The organism is Mixta sp. BE291 (assembly GCF_031457955.1).
In the GTDB taxonomy this organism is placed as follows: Bacteria; Pseudomonadota; Gammaproteobacteria; order Enterobacterales; family Enterobacteriaceae; genus Mixta.
The window spans coordinates 864480-889780 of sequence record NZ_JAVDXN010000001.1 but is presented as its reverse complement, the minus strand read 5'-3'; the positions used below and the strand labels follow the sequence as shown (position 1 = coordinate 889780).

At 53.8% G+C, this 25301-nt stretch carries 21 protein-coding genes; 15 read left to right on the top strand and 6 right to left on the bottom strand.

Annotated features, from left to right (window positions below; genetic code table 11):
- Window positions 1-4 precede the first annotated feature (4 nt).
- Genes J2X14_RS04240 through J2X14_RS04230 form a run of 3 tightly spaced genes read left to right on the top strand, consistent with a single transcriptional unit; the run spans window position 5 to window position 2011 of the window.
- The gene (locus J2X14_RS04240) at window positions 5-1246 is read left to right on the top strand and encodes a SpoIIE family protein phosphatase (protein ID WP_352409938.1); all 1242 of its coding nucleotides are present in this window, start codon (window positions 5-7) and stop codon (window positions 1244-1246) included.
- A complete protein-coding gene (locus J2X14_RS04235) occupies window positions 1221-1565 on the top strand; it encodes an STAS domain-containing protein (protein ID WP_352410144.1) in 345 nt (114 codons plus the stop codon). The genes J2X14_RS04240 and J2X14_RS04235 overlap by 26 nt, the downstream gene beginning before the upstream one ends.
- Window positions 1566-1567: 2 nt before the next feature.
- Complete coding sequence (locus J2X14_RS04230) at window positions 1568-2011, top strand: ATP-binding protein (protein ID WP_352409937.1); 444 nt, start codon at window positions 1568-1570, stop codon at window positions 2009-2011.
- Here the strand turns inward: J2X14_RS04230 and J2X14_RS04225 are convergent.
- A complete protein-coding gene (locus J2X14_RS04225) occupies window positions 2008-3171 on the bottom strand; it encodes an alpha/beta hydrolase-fold protein (protein ID WP_352409936.1) in 1164 nt (387 codons plus the stop codon). The two genes, J2X14_RS04230 and J2X14_RS04225, sit on opposite strands and share 4 nt — an antisense overlap.
- A 500-nt stretch (window positions 3172-3671) precedes the next feature.
- Here J2X14_RS04225 and J2X14_RS04220 point away from each other — a divergent pair, with 500 nt between their 5' ends.
- From J2X14_RS04220 to J2X14_RS04210, 3 genes are read left to right on the top strand one after another with little or no spacing between them, the layout of a single operon-like run.
- The gene (locus J2X14_RS04220) at window positions 3672-4499 is read left to right on the top strand and encodes an arylamine N-acetyltransferase family protein (RefSeq protein ID WP_352409935.1); all 828 of its coding nucleotides are present in this window, start codon (window positions 3672-3674) and stop codon (window positions 4497-4499) included.
- 57 nt (window positions 4500-4556) lie between these two features.
- Window positions 4557-4946 carry a hypothetical protein gene (locus J2X14_RS04215; protein ID WP_352409934.1) on the top strand — a complete coding sequence of 130 codons (390 nt, stop codon included), beginning with the start codon at window positions 4557-4559 and terminating at the stop codon, window positions 4944-4946.
- Entirely contained in the window at window positions 4939-5373 is a 435-nt protein-coding gene (locus tag J2X14_RS04210) for a thiol-disulfide oxidoreductase DCC family protein (protein ID WP_352409933.1), read from the top strand. The genes J2X14_RS04215 and J2X14_RS04210 overlap by 8 nt, the downstream gene beginning before the upstream one ends.
- Window positions 5374-5431: 58 nt before the next feature.
- Here the strand turns inward: J2X14_RS04210 and ahpF are convergent, their stop codons facing one another.
- Together ahpF and ahpC are read right to left on the bottom strand one after the other, a co-directional pair.
- Window positions 5432-7000 carry an alkyl hydroperoxide reductase subunit F gene (ahpF, locus tag J2X14_RS04205; protein WP_352409932.1) on the bottom strand — a complete coding sequence of 523 codons (1569 nt, stop codon included), beginning with the start codon at window positions 6998-7000 and terminating at the stop codon, window positions 5432-5434.
- 66 nt (window positions 7001-7066) lie between these two features.
- Window positions 7067-7630 (bottom strand): alkyl hydroperoxide reductase subunit C, encoded by a 564-nt coding sequence (gene ahpC, locus J2X14_RS04200; RefSeq protein WP_352409931.1) that lies wholly within the window; start codon window positions 7628-7630, stop codon window positions 7067-7069.
- A 737-nt stretch (window positions 7631-8367) separates the two neighbouring features.
- Between ahpC and J2X14_RS04195 the strand changes: the two genes are divergently transcribed.
- The 8 genes from J2X14_RS04195 (at window position 8368) to narI (ending at window position 21996) form a co-directional block, all read left to right on the top strand.
- Window positions 8368-10713, top strand: coding sequence for a membrane-bound PQQ-dependent dehydrogenase, glucose/quinate/shikimate family (locus tag J2X14_RS04195; protein WP_352409930.1), 2346 nt, complete (start codon window positions 8368-8370; stop codon window positions 10711-10713).
- Between the two features lie 369 nt (window positions 10714-11082).
- Window positions 11083-12084, top strand: coding sequence for an SGNH/GDSL hydrolase family protein (locus J2X14_RS04190; RefSeq protein ID WP_352409929.1), 1002 nt, complete (start codon window positions 11083-11085; stop codon window positions 12082-12084).
- A 227-nt stretch (window positions 12085-12311) separates the two neighbouring features.
- Window positions 12312-13490: an MFS transporter AraJ gene (gene araJ, locus J2X14_RS04185; protein ID WP_352409928.1), complete on the top strand. Its 1179-nt coding sequence runs from the start codon at window positions 12312-12314 to the stop codon at window positions 13488-13490.
- A 397-nt stretch (window positions 13491-13887) separates the two neighbouring features.
- On the top strand, window positions 13888-15270 hold the full coding sequence (gene narU, locus J2X14_RS04180; RefSeq protein WP_352409927.1) for a nitrate/nitrite transporter NarU: 1383 nt from the start codon (window positions 13888-13890) through the stop codon (window positions 15268-15270).
- An 84-nt stretch (window positions 15271-15354) separates the two neighbouring features.
- A complete protein-coding gene (locus J2X14_RS04175) occupies window positions 15355-19095 on the top strand; it encodes a nitrate reductase subunit alpha (protein ID WP_352409926.1) in 3741 nt (1246 codons plus the stop codon).
- Complete coding sequence (gene narH / locus J2X14_RS04170; protein WP_352409925.1) at window positions 19092-20624, top strand: nitrate reductase subunit beta; 1533 nt, start codon at window positions 19092-19094, stop codon at window positions 20622-20624. Before J2X14_RS04175 ends, narH begins: the two co-directional genes overlap by 4 nt.
- Window positions 20624-21319, top strand: a complete 696-nt coding sequence (gene narJ, locus J2X14_RS04165; protein ID WP_352409924.1) for a nitrate reductase molybdenum cofactor assembly chaperone — start codon at window positions 20624-20626, stop codon at window positions 21317-21319. Before narH ends, narJ begins: the two co-directional genes overlap by 1 nt.
- Entirely contained in the window at window positions 21319-21996 is a 678-nt protein-coding gene (gene narI, locus J2X14_RS04160; protein WP_352409923.1) for a respiratory nitrate reductase subunit gamma, read from the top strand. The genes narJ and narI overlap by 1 nt, the downstream gene beginning before the upstream one ends.
- Before the next feature lie 328 nt (window positions 21997-22324).
- On the opposite strand, the gene J2X14_RS04155 is transcribed toward narI, so the two are convergent.
- On the bottom strand, window positions 22325-23077 hold the full coding sequence (locus J2X14_RS04155; protein WP_352409922.1) for a hypothetical protein: 753 nt from the start codon (window positions 23075-23077) through the stop codon (window positions 22325-22327).
- Window positions 23078-23528: 451 nt separating this feature from the next.
- On the opposite strand from J2X14_RS04155, the gene J2X14_RS04150 reads away from it, so the two are divergent.
- On the top strand, window positions 23529-24269 hold the full coding sequence (locus J2X14_RS04150) for a nitroreductase family protein (RefSeq protein ID WP_352409921.1): 741 nt from the start codon (window positions 23529-23531) through the stop codon (window positions 24267-24269).
- A gap of 197 nt (window positions 24270-24466) precedes the next feature.
- Here J2X14_RS04150 and J2X14_RS04145 read toward each other — a convergent pair whose 3' ends face one another.
- Together J2X14_RS04145 and J2X14_RS04140 are read right to left on the bottom strand one after the other, a co-directional pair.
- Window positions 24467-24934, bottom strand: a complete 468-nt coding sequence (locus J2X14_RS04145) for a hypothetical protein (protein ID WP_352409920.1) — start codon at window positions 24932-24934, stop codon at window positions 24467-24469.
- Window positions 24931-25293, bottom strand: coding sequence for a tlde1 domain-containing protein (locus tag J2X14_RS04140; RefSeq protein ID WP_352409919.1), 363 nt, complete (start codon window positions 25291-25293; stop codon window positions 24931-24933). The genes J2X14_RS04145 and J2X14_RS04140 overlap by 4 nt, the downstream gene beginning before the upstream one ends.
- Between the last annotated feature and the right edge of the window lie 8 nt (window positions 25294-25301).

The window sequence follows — 25301 nt, the reverse complement described above, 5'->3', positions numbered from 1 at the left end:
ACTGATGCTAACTGAGCAGACCATCCTGATCGTCGATGACTCCACCACCTACCGCAAACTGATTGCCGGTCTGCTGAAAAAGTGGGGCTATAACGTTTACGAAGCGGAAAACGGCGAAGAGGCGCTACAGGCGCTGCAAAGCTGGCCGATTAACCTGATGATCACCGACTGGGAAATGCCGGTAATGGATGGCCTGACGCTCTGTCGTCAGGTGCGCCAGCAGTTTAGCGATCGCTATATTTATCTGATTTTGCTCACCGCGCGCGAAAGCATTGATGACCTGCGCGCCGGGTTTGAAGCGGGCGCCAATGATTTTCTGCGCAAGCCCGCCAACCAGATTGAGCTACAGGCGCGTCTGCATGCCGGGCAGCGCATTCTTGATTTGGAGCTGACGCTGGCGGCACGCAACGCGCGGCTGAGCGAAGCCTTGAAACAAATTGAAGTCGATTTGCAGGCGGCGGCCCATCTCCAGCAGTCGATTCTGCCGCCGCATAATTTGCGCTACGGGCCTTATCGCGCCGACTGGCTGTTTATTCCCTCCGCCTATGTCTCCGGCGACATTTTCCATTTTTTCCCGTTGAACGATCGGTTCGTCGGCTTTTACTGCGTGGATGTCGCCGGACACGGCGTCAGCGCGGCGATGGTTTCGCTGGCGGTGGCGCGTCAGTTTTTACATGGCCGCACGGTCGAGCCGTTTCTGTTCGAGGCGGGCCAGCCCACGGCGCCGAATGAGGTGGTGCGTATTCTTAACCAGCGCTTTTGCGCCGAGACGGAAGAGGTGCTGAGCTATTTCACCATGGTTTACGGCATCCTGGATATTACCAGCGGTGAAGGGCGGCTGTGCCAGGCCGGGCATCCCACGCCGCTGCTGGTGCGCGCCGGTGGCGAAGCCGTTGCCGTTGGCGAGGGCGGAATGCCGGTTGGGCTGATGGAAGGATTAAGCTGGGATGAACAAGCGTTTACCCTGGAACCCGGTGACCGCCTTTGCCTTTACAGTGACGGCATAACCGAGTGTGAGAACCCGCAGCATCAGCTGTTTGGTCAGCAGCGGCTGGAAGCGCTACTTAATGAAACCGCACAAATGCCGCTGCCCGGGCTGTTTCCGCACGTCAGTCATGCGCTGGCCGCATGGCAAACCCAGCAGGGAAGCGCGGCGGTGACGGCGATGGATGATATTTCACTCTTTGTTATCGAACACTTACCCTGTCAGGAGAAAAATGATGAACCTGGAAACAGCGCAGCATGAAGATATTACGGTTTTGACGCCGGTCACGCGCAGGCTGGATGCGTCGGTCGCCCGCTCCTTTCGTGAAGCGGTGATGAAGCATATTGACGCGGGGCAAACGCGGCTGCTGTTTGATTTTTCGCGCGTGGATTTCATCGACAGCAGCTGTCTGGGTTCGCTGATTTCGCTGTTGAAAGCGATTAACGGCAAAGGCGAAATGGCGCTTTGCGACCTTAACCCGAATATTCAGACCATGTTTAAACTCACCCGCATGGATCGCGTTTTTACGCTGTACGGCACGGAAAATGACGCGTTAACGGCGATGCAGGGGAGAACCTAACCATGGAAGAGATATCACCGCTCACGCTCACCTTACCGGCACGATTAAACAGCCTACCGCTGCTGGGCGAGCAGCTGCGCCACTATTTAGCGCCGTTGGCGCTGCCGGAAAACTGGATTTTTATGCTGGATCTGGCGCTGTGCGAAGCGGCAACCAATATCATTCTTCATGGCTATGAGCAGAATCTCGGTAAAAGTTACGGCGTCACCTTTAGCCTGCAGGGCGATGAAGTGTACGCCTCTCTAAAAGATGGCGGCGAGCCGATTCCGGCCGAACAGCTGGCGGCGGCGCAGGTGCCGGTGGCGGAGAGTTCAGCAAGCGCAATGCTGGCGGAAAGCGGGCGCGGCCTGCGGCTGCTGTATGATTGCGTGGATGAAGTGCATTATCAGCAGGGGCGTCAGGAGAATGTCCTGACGCTGGTGAAACGTCTGCCGCAGGCGGTTTAGCGAAACAGTTTCTGCACGAATTTAATCCATGCTGGACGCCAGACGGCCATTTCGTGGCCCCGTTGCGGATAGGCATCGTAATCAAACCGGATGCCCTGTTGCTCAAGCTGTTTTTTCAAACCGGCAATATCCGCGCCGGTAATCCGATCCCGCTCGCCAATCGCCAGAGTAAAGTTCTTGAGCTGCTGATTCACCTGTTGCGGTTGCGCCAGCTGCGCGCTGACTGCCGGGTCGGGCACTGTTTCCGTAGTGACACCGCTAAAGCTGCCCAGCCAGCTAAATTGATCCAGATGACGCATCCCGCTGACCAGTACCTGATAGCCGCCCTGTGACAATCCCGCCAGCGCACGGCCATCGGCATCCTGACGCACGTGATAGCGCTGTGCAATCAACGGCATAATATCCTGCACCAGCTCGCGATCGAGCAGGTCAGCATTGCGTGGGTAAAACACCTTACGCCGCTCGGCCGGGATATACTCTTCCGGGATTACGCCCGGCGCATCGATTTCCGTATCCGGCATCACCACCAGCATCGGCACAATCTTCTTTTCAGCCAGCAAATTATCCATGATTTGCGGCATGCGCCCCTGCACCACGGCGGAAAGTCCGCTGTCGCCAAAACCGTGCCAGAAATAAACCACCGGCAGCGGCGCGTGCATTTTCTCCATGCCGGGCGGCGTCCAGACCCAAAGCTGGCGTTCGGTGTTGATCGCCCCGGAATGATACGTCAGCAGATGAAGCTCGCCGTGCGGCACCTGACGCACATCTAATACCGAACCCGGCACCAGAATCAGACTGGTATTGACCTGACGCTGCGGTTTGGGCATCGCGCCAGAAGGATCGATAGTGCGCAGGCCGTCAACGTTGAAAAAGTATTCATAGAGATCCGGCTCCAGCGGCGCGCTGGTCCATGACCAGATGCCGCGACCATCGCGCTGCATCGGATGGCTCACATAGACATCCGGCGTCGCGCCGGTCACCACCGACACCGCTTTGGCCTGCGGCGCATACAGACGCCAGCTGATGCTGCGGTCCGCATTCACACGGGTTTGCCAGGCGCTGACCGGTAGATCCTGCGGCGGCGGAGCGGGCAGGGTATCTGCTGCAAAAACGGGGCAGCCTAAAGCAAAAAGCAGGGGCGCAGAGCGGATTATTTTCATTTTTACCTCTTTTGGGTCAACGTTAGCCAGGTTATTAAATTGTTATAGTTTTTTCCGCGCGTTTCGCCCAGCAGCGGCTGCGCCTTAACGCTTTTTCCTGTGAGATAAATCTCAGAAATCGATTACAGGGTTACCCAAATTTTTTGAGCGTTCATAGTTAAGGGGTGTTTTTTTAACCGAAGGAGGAAAGAAATTGTCCTGGTTATCTGAAGATGTTGAACATGACTCAGAGTTTTTGGCGTTGGTAGGCCGGGCTGTCGTAGCGTTAGCACAGGAAAGGCGGGCACTCAGTTACGATGCGCTCTGTTCGCGTTTAGGCGGTCTCGCCGATAGCGCGGACGATGATGAACTGGTCATTAGCTGTTGGCGGGCGCGTCAGTTGTTGAAGAGTAGCGTGGGATTAATCAAATAAAATGAATGGATGCCTTCGCGCACCTGGTATCAAACCCCGCGCCAGAAATTAGCTATAAGATAAGCATTATTTTCACCAGGAAGAATTTATGCCGTTTGATCTTCACGCTTATCTGGCGCGTATCGGTTTCACCGGCGCGACGCGCCCTACGCTGACAACGCTTGCCGAACTGCACCAGGCGCATGTCTGCGCTATTCCGTTTGAAAACCTTGATGTGCTGCTCGATCGTCCCGTTCACCTTGAAACCGAAGCGATTCAGGAGAAGCTGGTGGTGGCGCGCCGCGGCGGCTATTGCTACGAGCAAAATGCGTTGTTCCTGCTGGCGCTGCAACAGATGGGCTTTGATGCGCGTGGGCTGGCCGCCAGAGTGGTGATCGCCCAGCCGCCCTCGGTGCCGCCGCGCACCCACATGCTGTTGCTGGTGCAGCTGGAAGAAACGTTCTGGATTGCGGATGTCGGTTTTGGCGGCCCGACGCTCAGCGCGCCGATTCGCCTGCTGGCCGACCAGGTGCAGAGCACGCCGCACGGCGACTATCAGCTGCAGTCGCTGGGCGAAGAGTGGCTATTATGCCAGCGCCACCACGCAGAGTGGCTGCCGCTTTATCGCTTTGACCTGGTCACGCAGTTTCCTTCTGATTATCTGATGGCCAACCATTTTGTCTCTACCTGGCCCCATTCACATTTTCGTCATCATCTGCTGGCTGCGCGTTATCTGCCGGACGGCGGCCAGCTGGCGCTGGAAAACCGCCGCTTTAGCCGTTACGGCACCCAGCCGGAACGGCGCACGCTGGATGATCTGCGCGCCCTGTATCAGCTGCTGCAGGACGAATTTCGCCTCGGCGTAAAACATTCGCTGTATGGCATAAGCGAAGAGGAGTTTATCGCGGCGATGGCGCGACTGGATCAGGCGCAATAAAGCGTCCTTGCTGAGCCTGGCTATACTTATCAACCTGAATGCCATACAGGAGGAACTATGCCCGATAATCGTAACCAGGACTTAATGCCCTATAACCTTTTCTACTGCGACGGCACGCTGCTGGCGCAGAATATCGATGGTCATATTATTGAACTGGGCCAGGCGAACGTACATGACGGGCTGATCGGGTATCAACTTGATGGCAGCGATCTGCATGGCGAAAACTACAGCGCGCCGGAAGAGTTGCTGGAAGATTTGGGCGAGCAGCTCGATTTTCTGTTTCTCGATGGGCAGTTTACCAGCCTGCCGGACGTCAGCGAGCGCTGGCTGGATCGGCTGGAGGATGCGCCTGTGCAGCTGATTAGCCTGCATGAGCTGGCGAGCGGCACGGAAGAAGAAGATCCGGTGCCGACCAGCGACGAGGATCCCGGCATCCGTAATGACTGATCGCGCCGCGCCGCCGCTGATAGCCTTCGACGAGCAGGTGGTGCTGTATGACGGCACCTGCAAGTTATGCAACGGCTGGGTTAATTTCCTGCTGCGCTATGATAAATATCGCACCGTGCGGCTGGCGGCGGTGCAAAGCGAAGAGGGCAAAGCGCTGCTGCGTTGGGCAGGGCTGTCGACCGAAAATATCAGCACCATCGTGCTGATTCGGCGGGGTCAGGTCTGGCTACGGGCGGAGGCGATTTTTCGCGTGATGGCCGGGCTGCCCTGGCCGTGGCGTGCGCTGACGTTGTTGCGCTTGCTGCCTGCGGCGCTGAGCAACCGTTGCTACGATCTTATCGCTCGTAACCGCTATCGGCTTTTTGGCCGCTATGACCAGGTCCACGCGGTCAGGGCCGATCATCCGCAGCGCTTTCTTGACCGCTGAACCACAGGCAAAAAAAAGCGGCATCACAGGATGCCGCTATGCTTTTCGCAGGTTAGCCTTAGCCGACCGGCTGAGTACGAATCAGATAATCAAACGCGCTCAGTGAGGCTTTTGCGCCTTCACCGCTGGCGATAATGATCTGTTTGTACGGCACGGTGGTGCAGTCGCCAGCGGCAAAAACGCCTTTAACGCTGGTTTCGCATTTCGCGTCGATCAGAACTTCGCCCATCTGGTTGCGCTCAACGGCGCCTTCCAGCCAGCTGGTGTTCGGCAGCAGACCAATCTGAACAAAAATACCCGCCAGCGCCACTTCATGTTCTGTTTCGCTTACGCGGTCTTTATACAGCAGGCCGGTAACCTTGCTGCCATCGCCTTTCACTTCCAGCGTCTGCGCATTCAGGATGATGGTCACGTTCTCCAGGCTGCGTACTTTTTCCTGCAGCACCGCATCCGCCTTCATCGCCGGCGCGAATTCCAGCAGCGTGACGTGTTCAACAATACCTGCCAGATCGATTGCCGCTTCCACGCCGGAGTTACCGCCGCCAACCACGGCCACACGCTTGCCTTTATAGAGCGGGCCGTCGCAGTGCGGGCAGTAGGCCACGCCGCGCGTACGGTATTGATCTTCGCCCGGCACGTTCATGCTACGCCAGCGTGCGCCGGTGGCAATGATCAGGCTACGGGTTTTCAGCTCGGCGCCAGACGCGGTGGTAATGGTGTGCAGGCCGCCTTCAGCGCTTGCTGGCGTCAGTTTGGTGGCGCTCTGGCTATCGATTACGTCAATAGCATAGTCGTCAACGTGCGCTTTCAGCGCGCCCGCCAGCTTCGCGCCTTCGGTTTTCGGTACGGAGATATAGTTTTCAATATCAACCGTATCCAGTACCTGGCCGCCAAAGCGTTCGCCCATCAGGCCGGTGCGGATGCCTTTACGCGCCGAGTAGATCGCCGCTGCTGCGCCCGCCGGGCCGCTGCCGACAATCAGCACATCATAAGCGTCACGCTTATTCAGCTCTTCCGCCGCGCGTTTATCGGCATTAACGTCGACTTTGCTGACGATTTCCGCCAGGCTCATGCGTCCCTGACCAAACTCTTTGCCGTTCAGGAATACCGCAGGCACGCCCATGACGTTGCGATCCTGAATCTCGTTCTGGAACACGCCGCCATCAACCGCGGTGTGGCTGATGCGCGGGTTCAAAATCGCCATCAGGTTCAGCGCCTGCACCACGTCCGGACAGTTATGGCAGGAGAGCGAATAATAGGTTTCAAAATGCAGGTCGCTATCCAGCTGGCGGATTTGCTCCAGCAGCGACTGTGTCTCTTTTGACGGATGTCCGCCGGTCTGCAGCAGAGCCAGCACCAGCGAAGTAAATTCGTGACCCAGCGGCGAACCAGCAAAACGCGGGCCGGTAGTGCTGCCTGGGTTAGTAATCAGGAAAGAAGGTTTACGCGCCGCCAGCGTATTATCTTCACGGAACGTCACTTTCTCCGACAGCTCAGCAATTTCCGTCAGCAGTTCTTTGATTTCAGCGGATTTCGCGCCGTCGTCCAGCGTAGCGATTAACTCAACAGGCTTAGTTAATTTCTCAAGATAGGCCTTGAGTTGGTTTTTCATCGTTGTGTCGAGCATAAGGGTCTCCAGGCAAAAAATCGGGTGCCGCAGCACCCGATGAAAAGAACAAACAGCAGCTGGTTGTTAGATTTTGCCAACCAGGTCGAGAGAAGGAGCCAGCGTCGCTTCGCCTTCTTTCCATTTTGCCGGGCACACTTCACCCGGGTGGCTGGCAACGTACTGAGCAGCCTTCACTTTACGCAGCAGGTCAGAGGCGTCACGGCCAATGCCTTCAGCGGTGATTTCTACTGCCTGGATGATGCCTTCCGGGTCAACGATGAAGGTACCACGGTCAGCCAGACCCTGATCTTCGCGCATGATGTCGAAGTTACGGGTCAGCGCGCCGGTCGGGTCGCCGATCATCGCGTACTGAATTTTTGCGATGGTGTCAGAGCTACCGTGCCATGCTTTATGGGTAAAGTGGGTATCGGTAGAAACAGAGTAGATGTCTACGCCCATTTTCTGGAATTCTGCGTAGTGGTCAGCCACGTCACCCAGTTCAGTCGGGCAAACAAAGGTGAAGTCAGCCGGGTAGAAGAAGAATACACTCCATTTACCTTCAACATCTTTCTCAGTCACTTCGATGAACTCACCGTTTTTGAACGCGCTGTTTTTAAACGGTTTGATTTTGGTGTTAATGATAGACATCAGTTACTCCTTCATATTGGTTAGCGTGAAAGTTACCGAAAAATGTGATTGAGATCTAATGCGTATCCATTATTGAATCAATAAGTAAAACCTAACAAGCAGTAAGGCGCAGCCTATTGTAGATACTTTTGATCTTGCGCCACTCTTTCCGGCCTTACGCGCTGTAACAGCTTAACGGCGTTAACAAAGCACCATTACGCTGCGTGCGATGGATACAGGAAATCCCTGTCTGGGTCAGCAGGGTAAAGACACTGCCTGACCAGCGTCATCATACGTTGTTCATGGCCTGACAATCCAGCCTGATAACAGCGCAGAGATAAACCATGAATTTCCGTCAGATTGTGACGTTGTCACAACAGGCATTTGCCCGGCGGGTGACACGAATTGATTAACTGTTTGCATCTCTGGTTATCTATAAGGGGTTAATCAGACGAAAAATCCTTTTTTTATCAATGCTTCCCCCGGACGGTTCAATATTTTTTTAGCATAACGTGGCAATTTTCTCCTCGTTTTTGCAGGTTGTCTTATTATTTTCCCTGCTTAATTAATTCAGATGCTGCGCCTGGCGCTGCCGTTTACAGCTGCGGGCCGCTTTCAGACACCGAATCATCAAAAAAACTTAACAGATAAAATTTAGTGTAATTTTATTAACTGTGTATCGAAGTTAAAATTGTGTTGATTTGATGTAATGTTTTTTGAATTTAATTTCAGTTTTTGTAAATTGTTACGAGGGAAATATGGTTAACAAACTTACCGGCATCGTTCTCGCCCTGATTGGCGTAGCGATGCTTTATATGGGCGGCAGGCTGTTACTGCTGGGGGGAAGCCCATTTTACGCCATTATGGCCGTTGGACTGCTGATCATCGCAGTGACACTGGCGATGAATAAAAAAATCGCCTTAACGGCCTGTGCCGTTTTGCTGTGGATTACGCTGTTCTGGATTATTTATGAGGTCGGTTTCGACAAATGGCAGTGGATCCCGCGTGGCGATATTCTCGGCCTGGTGGGTCTGTGGCTGGCGATGCCGTGGGTGGTACGCCCGCTGACCGGCCGCAAATTTCATCCGTTCTTGGGTTCTACGCTGATTATTATCGTTGCGGTAGTGATTGGCCTGATGTTCTACGATCCGTTGCCGCAGACAGGCAACATCACCAATGCCCGTGAGACCAGCGACGTCCCGGCGGCGCATAATGACTGGGTGGCATACGGCGGCAATACTAACGGTCAGCGTTTCTCCGCACTCAACCAGATTAATAAACAAAACGTGAATAATCTGGAGGTCGCCTGGACCTATCACACCGGCGATCTGCGTCAAAGCGACGATGCGACAGAATATACCTTCGAAGCCACGCCGCTGAAGGCAAATAACACGCTCTATGTCTGTACCCCGCATAACGAAATTCATGCGCTGGTGCCGGAAACCGGCAAGCTGAAATGGAAATATGTGCCGCAGAAAGATCGCTCTTATCTGCAACAGCATCAGACCTGCCGTGGCGTGAGCTATTACGAAGCAAGCGCCGCTCAGCCGCAGGATGCCGCTCCGGCCATCTGCCGCAAGCGTATCTTTAACGCTACCACCGATGCCAAACTGATCGCGCTGGATGCGGATACCGGTAAGCGCTGCGCTGATTTCGGCCAGGACGGTATTATCGATCTGAGCGCTAACATGGGCAAAATCCGTCCGCATGCGCTGATGCAGACCGCCGCGCCGCTGGTGGCGGGCAATCTGGTTATCGTTGGCGGCTCGGTGATGGATAACGGATTCGACAGCGGCAACCCGTCTGGCGTTATTCGCGCCTATGATGTGCAGAGCGGTCGTCTGGTATGGAATTTCGATCCGGCTAATCCGCAGCAGACGCAGCCCATCGCGGCGGATCAGAACTATCCGTACGATACCCCGGTGGCCTGGGGCACGCTGAGCGCCGATCTGCATAACGGACTGGTTTATGTGCCGTTTGGCAACGCCTCGCCGGATGAGCTGGGTATCGAGCGTGATGCTAACAGCAACACCGAGAAGTTCCGTGATGCGCTGGTCGCGCTGGATCTGAAAACCGGTGCCTTTAAATGGCGCTTCCAGAGCTCTAACCACGATTTGTGGGATCGCGATAACCCGTCTCAGCCGTCGCTGCTTGATATCGATTATCAGGGCAGCAAACAGCCGGTGGTGATCCTGCCGACCAAAACCGGCAACCTGTTCGTACTTAACCGTCTGACCGGTCAACCGGTTTATCCGATTAAGCAGGTTCCGGTCTCTACCGATGGCGTCGCCGGTGAGAAATTTGCCGCCACCCAGCCGGTTTCCAGCCTGAACTTCCTGCCGGAGCCGCTGAGTGAAAAATCGATGTGGGGCATTACGCCGTTCGATCAGATGGCCTGCCGTATCGATTTCAAATCGCTGCGCTATGACGGCAATCCCTGGACGCCGTCCACCGAGCAGGGTTCCATTGTTTTCCCGGGCAATATCGGCGTCTTTAACTGGGGCTCCGTCGCGGTGGATCCGCAGCGGCAGATTCTGATCGCCTCACCGGTGCGTCTGGCTTATAAATATACCTTGATCAAGCGTACGCCGGAGACCGCGACTAAGCGTATGTTTACCGCAGATGGACAGCCTTACTGGAATGAAAACTTCCACGGCGACTATGCCATCCATATTCAGCAGCTCTCTTCTGACCTCGGCATTCCCTGTATCGCACCGCCGTGGGGACGTATGGTTGGCGTGGATCTGAAAACCGGTAAAACCGAATGGCTGCGCCGCGTAGGCACCACGAAAAACCTGAACACCAGCTTCCTGCCGGGCCGTTTCCCGATCGGTTTCCCGATGGGAATGGTGGCGCACGGTGGTCCGCTGGTGACGGCGGGTGACGTGGTGTTCCACGGCGCGACGGCGGATAACTTCTTCCGCGCCTATGACATCAACACCGGCGAGCTGCTGTGGCAGACCGAACTGAGCGCTGGCGCGCAGGCCACGCCATCAACCTGGCAGGGCAACGATGGCAAACAGTACGTGGTGATTGCCGCAGGCGGCCACGGTTCGCTGGGCACCAAACAGGGCGATAGCGTAGTGGCGTTCCGCCTGAAATAAGCTTTCGCCATAAATTAAAAAGCGCCTGTAAGGGCGCTTTTTTTTATCTCTGAATTCGGGCGTCAGAGCGGTTTTTGATAGCATTTATCGCTGTAAATATGGAAAGCTTATTTTATGCCTCGCGCCTTAATACGGCATCAAATTATACCCTGGTCAATATCGCACTATATTGGCAATCACCTGAACGTGTCAGGCAAACAACAGGGGAGTCAATAAAGACAGAATAAACGCTTTCAGTTATTGCCTTACAGCCTGGAATTATACAGGCAGCGAAAACGCTTATCACCAGAAACAGACGAGGCCTTGCGCTCACCCAATATTAAGTGAGATTTTCCTTTTTTTTATATCAACTAATCAGCGAGTAATAGTATGAATATACAATTCAAGCAGGGGCCAGTATTCCACCAGCCCGCTCATAACCCCAAAGCCGATGATACTGCTAAATCCGCCCGTAGTTTTATAGCATACGACGCTATTAACACGGCTAAACCCGCTCATTTTAATCTGTCAAAAGAATTCATTGCTTTAGAAAATGTCCCGACCAAAATGGAGACGATGCCATTTAAAAAGATCGTGGTCATTGGTGATAGTTTGTCTGACTCGACAGGAAGAATGCTTGCTAAAACCTCTGGATTGATGCCTTCCTCATCACAGTATTACGATGGTAGATTTACCAATGGTTATACCTGGGTTGATTTTCTATCGTCACCCGCCTATATGAACGCCACTGTGGAAACCAGAGCGGAAGGGGGTGCGGTGGCTGGGAGCTATAGTAAATTCAACCCCGTATTTATGTTTATCTCCAGTATGAAAAAACAAGTTAGCCGACTTAAATTTAGCAAGGACAGCCTTGTTTTTTCCTCTATTGGCTCAAATGATTATATAACCTTTAATAAAAAGAATGTTGATAAGGTTGTAAGCGACCAGATAAAAAACATAAAAAAGATGATTGAAAAAGGGGCCAGGAATATCATAGTCATGGGCGTGCCGGACTTTTCACAAACCCCCTTCGCTGAAAATGAAACGCAAGAATCCAGAGATAAATTAAAAAATTTAACAAGATCTCACAATAAAATGTTATCTGAGGAAATTAATAAAATTGATGGCCAGGATGGAGCGAAGGTAAAATTTTTTGATCTTAATGAGGTGCTTGCGTCATCACTCGTTATCGCAAGTTGCATCGGCTATAACACTGACGAGCCTTTTCATCAAGGATATATTGGCGGTAAAGATGCATTAAATATTGCGCCACATTATTTTTTTAATGATAGCGTTCACCCAACCCAAGAGGTTCACGCTATTTTTGCCATAAAAATACAGGAATTTATCGCCAGAGAGTTTGGCAACAACAAGGTAAATGCGAGTCGGTAACCTTTCGATGGCGAGCCGTTACAGGTAACTCAGCGCCACGTTGAGATTTTAAGCGATAAAACGGCCTACGCCACGATTAAAGGCATTGAAGCAATATACGCGCTGCCCCATCACATCCCCCTGGCGCAAGCGATTAGCAAGATTATTAATAACATCGCGAGAATCGTGAATGCTTCGCTAAACCCGCCCATGCGATGATAAAGAAAATGGATAAAAGGGTTAGCGGTATGAATAAGGTGATTATTTCACTGGCGCTGGGAACGTTTGGTCTGGGGATGGCCGAATTCGGCATTATGGGCATTTTGACCGAACTGGCGCATGACAGGCATCTTCCGGTCTCTTCCGCAGGCCATATGATCTCGTTTTATGCGCTTGGCGTGGTTATCGGCGCGCCAGTGATTGCCGTGGTTTCCAGTAAATTTTCGCTGAAGCGCATTATGATATTTTTAGCTGCGCTGTGCATTATCGGCAACGCCGCGTTCGGCTTCGCTTCATCTTATACAACGCTGGTTATTGCCCGTCTGGTTTCGGGGTTTCCGCACGGTGCGTTTTTCGGCGTCGGCGCGATTATCCTGACCAGGGTTATCAGCCCAGGCAAAGTCACTGCGGCGGTGGCGGGCATGGTTTCCGGCATGACGCTGGCTAACCTGATTGGTATTCCGCTGGGAACGTTTTTAAGCCATGAGTTCAGCTGGCGCTCAACGTTTTTACTGATTGCCGTGTTTAATGTTGCCGTTATGGCGGCGATTATTTGCTGGATCCCTGATATTTCCGACCGCGCACCCGGTAAAATCAGCGAACAGTTCCACTTCCTGAAATCCGCCGCGCCGTGGCTGATTTTTCTCGCTACCCTGTGCAGCAACGCCGGGGTTTTTGCCTGGTTCAGCTATATCAAACCGGTGATGATTTACGTTTCTGGCTTTTCGGAAAGCACGATGCCGCTGATTATGATGCTGGCAGGCCTGGGAATGGTGCTGGGTAATATGGTCAGCGGGAAAATATCTGGTCGCTTTTCGCCGCTGCGTATTGCGGCGATAACTAACCTGACGATTGCCGCTGCCCTGGCGCTAACGCTGTTTTTCGCTTATCAACAAAGCGCCGCGCTTAGTCTGGCCTTTATCACCTGTGCCGGGTTATTCGCGCTCTCTGCGCCGCTGCAAATTCTCCTGCTGCAAAATGCCAAAGGCGGTGAAATGCTGGGCGCGGCAGGCGGGCAAATTGCCTTTAACCTCGGCAGCGCCGTGGGCGCATTCTGCGGCGGCATGATGCTCGATGCCGGTTTACCTTACAACTACGTTGCGCTGCCAGCGGCGCTGCTCTCTCTTTCGGCGATGCTGTCGCTACTCTGTTATGGCCGGGTGAAATCCCGTTCTGCCTTGCGTTCTGCAGCGGGTGCCATGGGGTAAAAGTGTGACATTGTTCAATTAAATTACAGCAGCAAGGCCATCTTCACCTCATACCGCGCAAGCAGAGCGTCAGGCTATGCCGATGCCCTAAATCCTGCCGTGTTGCGTAAAATTTCTTCATTATTCAAAGCAATGATTACCGTCCCTGGCTGAAAACGTGAAAAACGCCCGTCATAATTGCATGCTAAAAAAGAGATAACCGATTTTGCGACGTAGGGAAAAATATTGAATTAACTTTTTGTTTATTAATGCTTTTATTTTGTTTAGCAGCCTGATCGTTATCTGAATCATAATTTCGAATTGATTATTGATCACTCTAAATAACCTGACTACGCTTACGGGAATTTGTCGCTTTGCTTTAGTCCGCTTTCGTTGCTTCTGACCAGGGAACGTGAATATGGCTACACATGAAAAATCGACGCATGCCGCGCTGCGCGGCTGGGATGCCGAAAACCCGCGCTATTGGGAAAAGACCGGCAAAAAGATTGCGCAGCGTAATTTATGGACCTCTGTTTTTGCTTTGCTGTTAGCCTTCTGCGTCTGGATGTTATTCAGCGCCGTGGCGGTTAACCTGAATAAAGTTGGCTTTCATTTCACAACCGATCAGCTGTTCCTGCTTACCGCGCTGCCTTCACTTTCCGGGGCGATCCTGCGCGTGCCTTATTCTTTCGCCGTGCCGCTGTTTGGCGGACGTCAATGGACCGTCATCAGCACCGCTATCCTGATTATTCCCTGCGTCTGGCTGGGTTTTGCCGTGCAGAATCCGGCAACGCCCTATGGCGTATTTATTGTTATTTCGTTGCTGTGCGGCTTTGCTGGCGCGAACTTCGCCTCCAGCATGGGCAATATCAGTTTTTTCTTTCCGCGCGCGCGTCAGGGCAGTGCGCTGGGGATCAATGGCGGGCTGGGTAATTTAGGCGTCAGCGTCATGCAGCTGTTAACGCCGGTGGTGATCTCGTTACCTATTTTTACTTTCCTCGGCGTGCAGGGCATCGAACAGGCGGACGGCGGTCGCTTGTGGTTAGCCAATGCTGCCTGGCTGTGGGTGCCGCTGCTGGTCATGGCGGTGCTGGCCGCCTGGTTTTGTATGGATACGCTGGCGGGTGCCCAGGCTTCGCTACGGGAACAGCTCACGGTACTGAAGCGCGGCCATATGTGGCTGCTGAGTTTGCTCTATCTGGCGACCTTTGGCTCCTTTATCGGTTTTTCCGCCGGTTTCGGCATGCTGGCGAAAACGCAGTTTCCCAATGTCGATATTCTCAAGCTGGCCTTTTTCGGGCCGTTTCTTGGCGCGCTGGCGCGTTCTGCGGGCGGGATTATCTCTGACAAGCTCGGCGGCATCCGCGTAACCCTGGTGAACTTTATTCTGATGGCGCTGTTCACGCTGCTGCTGTTTTCAACGCTGCCGGGCTACGGCACTGGCAACTTTACTGCCTTTTACGCCGTGTTTATGGGCCTGTTTCTCACGGCGGGCCTCGGCAGCGGCTCTACCTTTCAAATGATTGCCGTGATTTTCCGTACCCTGACGCGCAAAAGAATTCTGGCGGAAGGTGGCAGTGAAGCGCAGGCGCAACATGTGGCGGTGACCGAAACCGCTGCGGCGCTGGGCTTTATCTCTGCCATTGGCGCGATCGGCGGTTTCTTTATTCCTAAAGCCTTCGGCACATCGCTGGCGATGACCGGTTCGCCGGTCGGGGCGATGAAAGTCTTTCTGGTTTTCTACATTGTCTGCACCTTGGTGACCTGGCTGGTTTACGGGCGCCGTTTTTCTAAAGGCTAAGCACGGTATCTCCTTCGATCTGTTTTTCAGATCTTGCAATTTGAGCCATGTAACCGCAGGGAAACTCTCTGCCAGGAGTGGGTAATGAGCAAGTTAGTGGACAAGTTTCGCTATTTCCGTCAGAAAAGCGACACCTTCTCGGATGGACACGGGCAGTTGATGAACAGCAACCGCGATTGGGAAGACAGCTATCGCCAGCGCTGGCAGTACGACAAAATTGTGCGCTCAACGCACGGCGTAAACTGTACCGGCTCCTGTAGCTGGAAGATTTATGTGAAAAACGGGCTGGTTACCTGGGAAACGCAGCAGACCGACTATCCGCGAACCCGTCCCGATTTACCCAACCATGAACCACGCGGCTGCCCGCGCGGCGCCAGCTACTCCTGGTATATTTATAGCGCCAACCGGCTGAAATATCCGCTGGTGCGCCGCCGTCTGGTGGAGCTGTGGCGCGAAGCGCTGGCGCAGTATACCGATCCGGTGCTGGCCTGGAACGCTATCGTCACCGATCCGGAAAAAAGCCGCAGCTATAAACAGGCACGCGGCCACGGCGGCTTTATTCGCTCTGACTGGAAAGAGCTGAATACGCTGATCGCTGCCGCCAATATCTGGACCATCAAACACTGCGGCCCCGATCGCGTGGCGGGTTTCTCGCCGATCCCGGCGATGTCAATGATCTCCTACGCCGCCGGAACGCGTTATCTTTCGCTGATTGGCGCCACCAGCCTGAGCTTTTATGACTGGTATTGCGATCTGCCGCCCGCCTCGCCGATGACCTGGGGCGAGCAGACCGACGTGCCGGAATCTGCCGACTGGTACAACTCCAGCTATATCATTGCCTGGGGCTCTAACGTGCCGCAGACGCGCACCCCGGACGCCCATTTCTTTACCGAAGTGCGTTACAAAGGCACCAAAACTATCGCCATCAGCCCGGACTATTCAGAAGTCGCCAAGCTGTGCGATCAGTGGCTGTCGCCCAAACAGGGCACCGACAGCGCGCTGGCCATGGCGATGGGCCATGTGATTCTGAAAGAGTTTCACCTGGACAATCCCAGCGAATATTTCCTTAGCTATGCGCGCCGCTATACCGACATGCCGATGCTGGTGCTGCTGGAGCCGGACGAGAGTGGTTACTACACCTCTGGCCGCCTGCTGCGCGCCGCCGATCTCAGCGATGCGCTGAACGAAACCAATAACCCCGACTGGAAAACCGTCGCCCTGAGCGAAAGCGGCGATCTGGTGGTGCCTAACGGTTCCATCGGTTTCCGCTGGGGCGAAAAAGGGAAATGGAACCTGGAGCCGCAGGCGGCCGGTAGCGAAGTTACGCTGCGCCTTTCGCTGATTGAGGATCGCGATGAAGTGGTTTCGGTAGCGTTTCCCTATTATGGCGGCAATGAAAGCCCCAACTTCCGCCATGTGAAGCAGGATCCGATCCTGCTGCATCAGCTGCCGGTAAAACATATTACCCTGGCGGACGGCAGCGCCGGACGCGTGGTCACGGTTTACGATCTGATGCTGGCGAATTACGGGCTGGATCGTGGTCTGGACGATGCCAACTGCGCGCAAAGCTATGATGACATCAAGGCTTATACGCCCGCCTGGGCGGAGCAAATCAGCGGCGTGCCGCGCAAAAACCTTGAGCATATTGCACGGGAATTCGCCGAGACCGCGCACAAAACGCGCGGGCGCTCAATGATTATCGTGGGAGCCGGTCTCAACCACTGGTATCACATGGATATGAACTACCGCGGCCTGATTAATATGCTGGTGTTCTGCGGCTGCGTAGGGCAAACCGGCGGCGGCTGGGCGCATTACGTCGGCCAGGAGAAGCTGCGCCCGCAAACCGGCTGGATGCCGCTGGCGTTTGCGCTGGACTGGACGCGTCCACCGCGCCAGATGAATAGCACCTCCTATTTTTACGCCCATGCCAGCCAATGGCGTTTTGAAAAGCTGAGCATCGGCGAGCTGCTGTCGCCCATCGCTCAGAAGCAAAAATTCACCGGTCAGCTGATCGATTTCAACGTGCGCGCCGAGCGTATGGGCTGGCTGCCTTCGGCGCCGCAGCTGAATATTAACCCGCTGCGCATCGCCGGGTTGGCGAAAGAGGCAGGGCAGCCGCCGGTTGACTATACCGTTGCAGCGCTGAAAAGCGGCAAGCTGCGCTTCGCCTGTGAACAACCGGACGACGGCAATAACCATCCGCGCAACCTGTTTATCTGGCGCTCGAATCTGCTCGGCTCCTCCGGGAAAGGCCACGAGTATCTGCTGAAATATCTGCTTGGCACCGACAGCGGCATTCAGGGTGAAGAGTGCATCGGCAAAGGCGATGCGATCCCGGAAGAGGTGGAGTGGCAGACCAAAGCGCTGGAGGGCAAGCTGGATCTGCTGGTAACGCTCGACTTCCGCATGTCCACCACCTGTCTCTATTCCGATATCGTTTTGCCGACTGCTTCCTGGTATGAAAAAGATGATATGAACACCACGGATATGCATCCGTTTATTCATCCGCTTTCTGCCGCGGTGGATCCGGTCTGGGAGTCACGCTCGGACTGGGAAATCTATAAAGATATCGCCAAAACCTTCTCCGCGCTCTGCGTCGGCCATCTGGGGAAAGAGATCGATGTGGTGCTCCAGCCGATTCAGCATGACTCGCCCGCCGAGCTGGCGCAGCCTTATGAAATTAAAGAGTGGCATAAAGGCGAATGCGATCTGATCCCCGGTAAAACCGCCCCGAATATCATCACCATTGAACGGGACTATCCGGCGACCTGGGAGCGCTTTACCTCAGTCGGCCCGCTGCTGGAAAGCATCGGCAACGGCGGCAAAGGCATTAACTGGCAGACGGCGAATGAGGTCGAACTGCTGCGCAAGCTGAACTATGTCAAAGCGGATGGCCCGGCGAAAGGGCAGCCGATGATCAACAGCGCCATTGACGCGGCAGAGATGATTTTGACGCTGGCGCCGGAGACCAACGGCCAGGTGGCAGTGAAAGCCTGGGAGGCGCTGGGCGAAATCACCGGCCGCGAGCATACCCACCTGGCGCGCCGCAAAGAAGAGGAGAAAATCCGCTTCCGCGATATTCAGGCGCAGCCGCGCAAAATCATCTCCAGCCCGACCTGGTCCGGCCTGGAGGATGAGCATGTCTCCTATAACGCCAGCTATACCAACGTGCATGAGCTAATCCCGTGGCGCACCATCAGCGGGCGACAGCAGCTTTATCAGGATCATCCGTGGATGCGCGCCTTTGGCGAAAGCCTGGTTTCCTACCGGCCGCCGATCGATACGCGCAGCGTTACCCAGCTGCAGCATATTCCGTCGAACGGCTTCCCGGAAAAGGCGCTGAACTTCCTGACGCCGCACCAGAAATGGGGGATTCACTCCACCTATAGTGAAAACCTGCTGATGCTGACCATGTCACGCGGCGGGCCAATTATCTGGATGAGTGAAGACGACGCGCGTGAACTGCAAATCAAGGATAACGACTGGGTGGAAGTGTTTAATGCCAACGGCGCATTGACCTGTCGCGCGGTGGTGAGCCAGCGCGTGAAGCCCGGCTCTACCATGATGTATCACGCTCAGGAGCGCATCACCAATATCCCTGGTTCAGAAGTTACCGGCATTCGCGGCGGCTTCCACAACTCTGTTACGCGCATCTGTCCAAAACCGACCCATATGATCGGCGGCTATGCGCATCTGGCCTACAGCTTCAACTATTACGGCACCGTCGGCTCTAACCGCGACGAATTCATCATGATCCGCAAAATGAAAAACATTAACTGGCTGGATGGCGAAGGCCAGGACCAGGTGCAGGGGGAGGCGCAATGAAAATACGTTCACAGGTCGGCATGGTGATGAATCTCGACAAATGTATCGGCTGTCATACCTGCTCCATTACCTGCAAAAACGTCTGGACCGGGCGTGAAGGCATGGAGTACGCCTGGTTTAATAATGTCGAAACCAAACCGGGCATCGGCTATCCCAAAGCCTGGGAAGATCAGGATAAATGGAAGGGCGGCTGGATCCGCAAAATCAACGGCAAGCTGGAGCCGCGGTTAGGCGGTAAGGCGGGCGTAATGGCTAAAATTTTCGCTAACCCGGAAGTGCCGGGTATCGATGATTATTACGAACCGTTCAGCTTTGACTATCAGCATCTGCACAACGCGAAAGAGGGCAAACACCAGCCGATCGCCCGACCGCGTTCGCTGATCAGCGGCAAGCGCATGAACAAAGTGGAATGGGGACCGAACTGGGAAGAGATTCTGGGCGGCGAGTTCAGCCTGCGCTCGCAGGACAGCAACTTCGTGGCGATGCAAAAGGAGATGTATGGCCAGTTTGAAAACACTTTTATGATGTATCTGCCGCGCCTGTGCGAACACTGCCTGAACCCCAGCTGCGTGGCGACCTGTCCCAGCGGCGCGATTTACAAGCGCGAAGAGGATGGCATCGTACTGATCGATCAGGATAAGTGTCGCGGCTGGCGCTTGTGCATCAGCGGCTGTCCTTACAAAAAAATCTACTTCAACTGGAAAAGCGGCAAATCAGAGAAGTGCATTTTCTGCTATCCGCGTATCGAATCGGGCATGCCGACCGTCTGCTCTGAAACCTGCGTCGGCCGTATTCGTTACCTTGGCGTGGTGCTGTATGACGCCGACCGCATCGCCGATGCCGCCAGCGCAGAGAATGAAACCGATCTCTATGAGCGTCAGCTGGAAGTGTTTCTCGATCCGAATGACCCGGAAGTGATTGCTGAAGCGCTGGCGCAGGGCATTCCGCAAAACGTTATTGAGGCGGCGCAGCAGTCGCCGGTGTGGAAGCTGGCGATGGACTGGAAACTGGCGCTGCCGCTGCATCCCGAATACCGCACGCTGCCGATGGTCTGGTATGTGCCGCCCTTGTCGCCGATTCAGTCGGTGGCCGACGCGGGCGCGCTGCCGATGGATGGCGCGCTGCCAGCGGTGGAAACCCTGCGCATTCCGGTGCAGTACCTGGCAAACCTGCTAAGCGCGGGCGATACCGCGCCGGTGCTGCGCGCGCTGAAAAGAATGATGGCGATGCGTCATTACAAACGTGCGCAAACGGTGGATGGCACTACCGACACCCGCGCCATTGAACAGGTCGGCCTGAGCGTGGCGCAGGTGGAAGAGATGTATCGCTACCTGGCGATTGCCAACTACGAAGATCGGTTTGTGATCCCCACCAGCCACCGCGAACTGGCGGCTGACGCCTTCCCGGAACGCAACGGCTGCGGCTTTACCTTTGGCGATGGCTGCCACGGCAGCGACAGCAAATTCAACCTGTTCAACAGCCGCCGCATCGATGCCATTAACATTACCCATCGGGCGGAGGGCGAATAATGCTGATGCTAAAAGTGGTGGCGTTGCTGCTGGAGTACCCCGATAAGGCGTTGTGGGAGGAAAAGGATGAACTGAATGCGCTGGTCGCCCGGCAGGCACCGATGCTACAGCCTTTTGCCCATTTCTGGCTGAGCGGCGGCTTGCTGGATCGCCAGTCGGAATGGTGTGAAACCTTCGATCGCGGTTGCGCCACCTCGCTGCTGCTGTTTGAGCATGTGCATGGCGAATCGCGCGATCGCGGCCAGGCGATGGTCGATCTACTGGCGCAGTATGAGCAGGCGGGCCTGTTTCTCGACTGCCGCGAGCTGCCGGACTATTTGCCGCTCTATCTTGAGTATCTCAGTCAGCAGCCGGAGGCGGCAGCGCGGCAGGGATTACAGGACGTCGCGCCAATTCTGGCGCTGATTGGCGGGCGGCTACAGCAGCGCGACAGCGCCTTTAGCCAGCTGTTCGATATGCTGCTGACGTGGGCAGGGAGCCCGCTGCGCAGCAGCAGCGTAGCCGGGCAGGTGAGCAAAGAGCCGCGTGACGATACCCGTCAGGCGCTGGATGCCGTCTGGGAAGAGGCACAGATTAAATTTATCGACGACCAGGCGCAAACGTGCGACACCTCGCAGGAAAAGGCGCATCAGCAGCGTTTTCAGCAGCAGCCTATTCCACAGTATCTGGATTTGTCAGCCGGAGGATCGAAATAATGCACTATCTGAACATCTTCTTTTTCGAGATTTATCCCTATCTGTGCGGGACGGTGTTTCTGATTGGCAGCTGGTTGCGCTATGACTACGGGCAGTACACCTGGCGCGCCGGATCGAGCCAGATGCTGGATAAAGGCAACTTCCGTCTGGCGTCGAACCTGTTCCACATCGGTATTATCGGCATCTTCTTCGGTCATCTGTTTGGCCTGCTGACGCCGCACTGGGTCTATGAACCTTTCCTGGCGATAGCGACCAAGCAGAAACTGGCAATGATCGCGGGCGGGGTATTTGGCCTGATGGCGCTGGTTGGCGGCCTGATGCTGCTGAAGCGGCGCATGTTTAACCCACGCGTACGCGCTACCTCAACCCGTGCCGACATTGTGATTCTCGGGATCCTGATGATTCAGCTCATTCTGGGACTGACCTCGATTTTGTTCTCGTTGCGTCATATGGACGGCGTCGGCATGATGAAACTGGTTGGCTGGGCGCAGTCGGTGGTGACGTTCCAGGGCAACGCCTCGACCTGGCTGGATGGCGTGGAGTGGATCTATCGCGTTCATCTGGTACTGGGCATGACAATTTTCCTGGTGTTTCCCTTTACCCGCCTGGTACACGTCTGGAGCGCGCCGCTGGAGTACTTTAGCCGCCGCTATCAGCTGGTGCGGGCGCGCCGTTAAGGCATAAAAAAAATCCGGCACCGTGGCAATGAGCGGTGCCGGACGACGAAAAGCGTCTACAGCAAAGGGGTTACACAGGAACTCATGAATAAAGTTAGTAAAGATTGCCCGGAAAGCAATGTCCTTACTGTTTGAGTGGTTATTTTTTATCCAGTTATTATTGGACCTGAAAGCGTAATTTCCCCTAAGCGATTATTAGTAAAAGGTTTTCAGTTCACAAATTACTCTAATGTTTTACTGCTTTTTTCACTATTCTCCTGCTGTTGCGCCAGCTTTCCTGTGCTGTCGGCACCGTCAGAACTTTTTAGCGTGCTGGCAGCACTATCCGCTACTTCCATAATCTCTCTTTGATGATGTGGTGATGCTCGGGTGTTAACTCTTCATAATTCCAGATAAACAGCCCGCCAAGGTTAAAATCCAGCACCTGATCGATGAAGTAATTCAGGTTCCAGTCAGTCAGGCCCCGGGTAGTCAGGGCAAGTATGCATTGCTTGTTTTTCGCGCCGTTGCGCAATGTGTTTTTAAGCGCTGGAATAACGTTGCCAATAATGTCCTGTTTACTCCACATCGCCGTCGCGTAGCAGTAATGGATCAAACGATCGCATTGTTCCGACAGAATAAGCTTTCTTATTTTATCGTTTAATTTAATGCCGTTTTTTGTGGCGGGATGATTATAGGCGTAGCCGGAAATAAAACCAAAACTGGTCTCTTTTTGGCATTTTTTTAATTCTTTCATCGCCTCAATAACCAAATCAATATTCATATTGCACTCATCATCAAAATCCACGCCGTCCCAACCGCGGCTTTTGGTGGCTGCAGCTATTTTCAATACAGCATGTTGATTTTCCGGCCTGCCTTCAGGCGAACATCCACCGCCGCCATATACCCAAAGCGTTTTGCCTTTAAAATCGGGGTTATTTTCGGGTTTATTTTGTTGTTGCGGGCTCCAGCCTGGATTGGCGGCGGTGCCGGTGGTTAAGCCGTCGAGGTTAGTTACCATGCCGTACATCATGATATCGAACGTACTCAGCGGTTGAGCAGAAAGTGACTGGCTCCAGCCGCCCAAAATGAATTTATTCATTGTCTATCTCCCTATAGATTGGTCATCATGATTTATATTTGCTACCAGCGCATAAAGAATCGCTGCCGTTTCGGTGTCTATTTTCCGTGCGAAAACTATTATAATCAACTTGGTACATAGGGGAATATTTTATAGAGAATAATGATGGGGAAATAGTGAGGCCGAACGTAACAGTGAAAATTGATTAACCTGTGGCTTATTAGCGCTGTTCTGGTGATTATTGTTAGTTTTAAATTAACGATATTCACCCAAGAGTCTGTGTCTTTAATGATGATTATATTTTTTAAATACATTGGTAAATTTTTGCGGCGCGTATGCGCAAATGCAGGTCATTTTATTTTCGGCTGCGCCACTGGCGTGCGTCAGCGAAGCATAGGGCGGCACAGAGTGCGAAGCCGCTAAAATCAGGCTCATCTACACTGCGGCTGAATCTTATTACAAGGAAAATGTCATGAACCCGGTTATTGAAACACTTATTAATCACCGCAGCGACCGCAGCTATCTGGACAAGGCCATTCCGGATACCGTGCTGGATAATATTATTCTGTCCGCTTACCGTGCGCCGACCTCGGTCCACTCACAGCAGGTTTCAGTGATTGTCACGCGCGACAAAGCCACCAAAGCTAAAATCGCCGAACTGGCGGGCGGCCAGCCGTGGATTGCGCAGGCGCCGGTGTTTATCACTTTTGTGCTGGATATGCATAAAACGCGTGAGGCGATGAATCTGATTGATGAGCAGCACATTGCCCATGAAAGTATTGAAAGCATTGTTTCCGGCAGCACCGACGTCGGGATTGCGCTGGCTTCGGCGATGGCCGCCGCGCATGCGCAGGGCCTGGGCGTGGTGCCGATTGGCGGTATGCGCAGAAGCCCGGCGGCGTTTATCGAACTGTTTGAGCTGCCGCCGCTGACCTTCCCGCTGGTGGGCCTGGCGCTGGGCTATGTCGATCGTCCCGCCGATCTCAAACCGCGTCTGCCGATGTCTACATTCCGTCATGAAGAGAAATATCAGACCGAAGGCATGGCTGAGAAAATTGGTGCGTTTAACCAGCAGCTGGAGCAGCACTGGCGCGATATTCAGCGCGACGGCGGCGAAAACTGGAGCCAGACGGTTGCCAACTACTATAAAAACATCTACTTCCCGGATGTGTTGCCTGCGCTGTTAAAACAGGGTTTCGGCAAAGATAAATAATTCTGTTGCTACTCATAAAAAACGGAGGCCTGCCTCCGTTTTTTATTGCCTGCTTAATCCACCGTTTCCCGTTTGATGGATTTGAGAGTCAACCGTGTAAAAAACCATGCTAAGTACATAATCTATTGTTTTTATTAAATTTAATTAATTGATCATTCGTTAAGAAAACCCGGCAAGCGCCAGGTTTGTTCTGAGGATTACTTTGCTGGGTTTTGTGCGGTTTCTTGTCTGACCTCGTCAATCGTGTCACGCATATTGCTCAGACATTCTGCGGCAGCAGCTCCAGCCTTTTCCAGCACGGGTTCTGCCTTCGCGAAATACTCCTCAATCTTCATCTGATTAGCATGTGTGATTAAAGGTATACCGCATATCATTGATGTGCCGAACCGCTGCTTTAAGGAGTCGGTACTCTTGTCCAGCGAGTTGGTTGCGTTAATTACAGATATTGGATCTTTAATCAACGCCATGCTAAGAGCTGTAGTCAATTCCTCTGTATGAGCAGCGTCAAGGGTATCACCAATACTGTCAATTTTCCCCGGAAACGCATGGAGTGTTTTGTTATCTGCCTGCTCTATCAGTTGGATATAAGCTTTCCATTCATTTGATGATGCTATGCAGGAGGACGAGATAATGCAGGCGGTCAGCAAGATGATTCGCAAAATCATCTTACTACCTCCAGCGTTTTATCTGTTGACTGAATGATTTTTGTGCGAATAACCGGCCCAATTATGATGCAACCCTCAGAAGCGAATCCAGGTACTTTTGGCGGCTTCCTTTCCCCGTGTATACGAAATAAAGAGCGGCCATAACTTTCGCCAGAGGTCTGTGTCAAAATTATGGTAAATGGTCCCTTTGAATTGGTATGTCCGCCAATATGCCAGGTACCGCGAGGAATTGGCCCCATACCTTTAACGTGTTGACGATCCGGGTTGTTTTTGTTGGTAAGGCTCCCTGAATAACCTTTACCTATTAACTTTCCGTTGTGCCACAGTTCTCCGGTACTCTGGTGGTATATCCATGCCATATGTTGTT

Coding starts and splice junctions, on each gene's coding strand:
- J2X14_RS04240 (WP_352409938.1), top strand. CDS start 5: ATGCTAACTGAGCAGACCATCCTGATCGTCGATGACTCCACCACCTAC.
- J2X14_RS04235 (WP_352410144.1), top strand. CDS start 1,221: ATGAACCTGGAAACAGCGCAGCATGAAGATATTACGGTTTTGACGCCG.
- J2X14_RS04230 (WP_352409937.1), top strand. CDS start 1,568: ATGGAAGAGATATCACCGCTCACGCTCACCTTACCGGCACGATTAAAC.
- J2X14_RS04225 (WP_352409936.1), bottom strand. CDS start 3,171: ATGAAAATAATCCGCTCTGCGCCCCTGCTTTTTGCTTTAGGCTGCCCC.
- J2X14_RS04220 (WP_352409935.1), top strand. CDS start 3,672: ATGCCGTTTGATCTTCACGCTTATCTGGCGCGTATCGGTTTCACCGGC.
- J2X14_RS04215 (WP_352409934.1), top strand. CDS start 4,557: ATGCCCGATAATCGTAACCAGGACTTAATGCCCTATAACCTTTTCTAC.
- J2X14_RS04210 (WP_352409933.1), top strand. CDS start 4,939: ATGACTGATCGCGCCGCGCCGCCGCTGATAGCCTTCGACGAGCAGGTG.
- ahpF (WP_352409932.1), bottom strand. CDS start 7,000: ATGCTCGACACAACGATGAAAAACCAACTCAAGGCCTATCTTGAGAAA.
- ahpC (WP_352409931.1), bottom strand. CDS start 7,630: ATGTCTATCATTAACACCAAAATCAAACCGTTTAAAAACAGCGCGTTC.
- J2X14_RS04195 (WP_352409930.1), top strand. CDS start 8,368: ATGGTTAACAAACTTACCGGCATCGTTCTCGCCCTGATTGGCGTAGCG.
- J2X14_RS04190 (WP_352409929.1), top strand. CDS start 11,083: ATGAATATACAATTCAAGCAGGGGCCAGTATTCCACCAGCCCGCTCAT.
- araJ (WP_352409928.1), top strand. CDS start 12,312: ATGAATAAGGTGATTATTTCACTGGCGCTGGGAACGTTTGGTCTGGGG.
- narU (WP_352409927.1), top strand. CDS start 13,888: ATGGCTACACATGAAAAATCGACGCATGCCGCGCTGCGCGGCTGGGAT.
- J2X14_RS04175 (WP_352409926.1), top strand. CDS start 15,355: ATGAGCAAGTTAGTGGACAAGTTTCGCTATTTCCGTCAGAAAAGCGAC.
- narH (WP_352409925.1), top strand. CDS start 19,092: ATGAAAATACGTTCACAGGTCGGCATGGTGATGAATCTCGACAAATGT.
- narJ (WP_352409924.1), top strand. CDS start 20,624: ATGCTGATGCTAAAAGTGGTGGCGTTGCTGCTGGAGTACCCCGATAAG.
- narI (WP_352409923.1), top strand. CDS start 21,319: ATGCACTATCTGAACATCTTCTTTTTCGAGATTTATCCCTATCTGTGC.
- J2X14_RS04155 (WP_352409922.1), bottom strand. CDS start 23,077: ATGAATAAATTCATTTTGGGCGGCTGGAGCCAGTCACTTTCTGCTCAA.
- J2X14_RS04150 (WP_352409921.1), top strand. CDS start 23,529: ATGAACCCGGTTATTGAAACACTTATTAATCACCGCAGCGACCGCAGC.
- J2X14_RS04145 (WP_352409920.1), bottom strand. CDS start 24,934: ATGATTTTGCGAATCATCTTGCTGACCGCCTGCATTATCTCGTCCTCC.
- J2X14_RS04140 (WP_352409919.1), bottom strand. CDS start 25,293: ATGGCATGGATATACCACCAGAGTACCGGAGAACTGTGGCACAACGGA.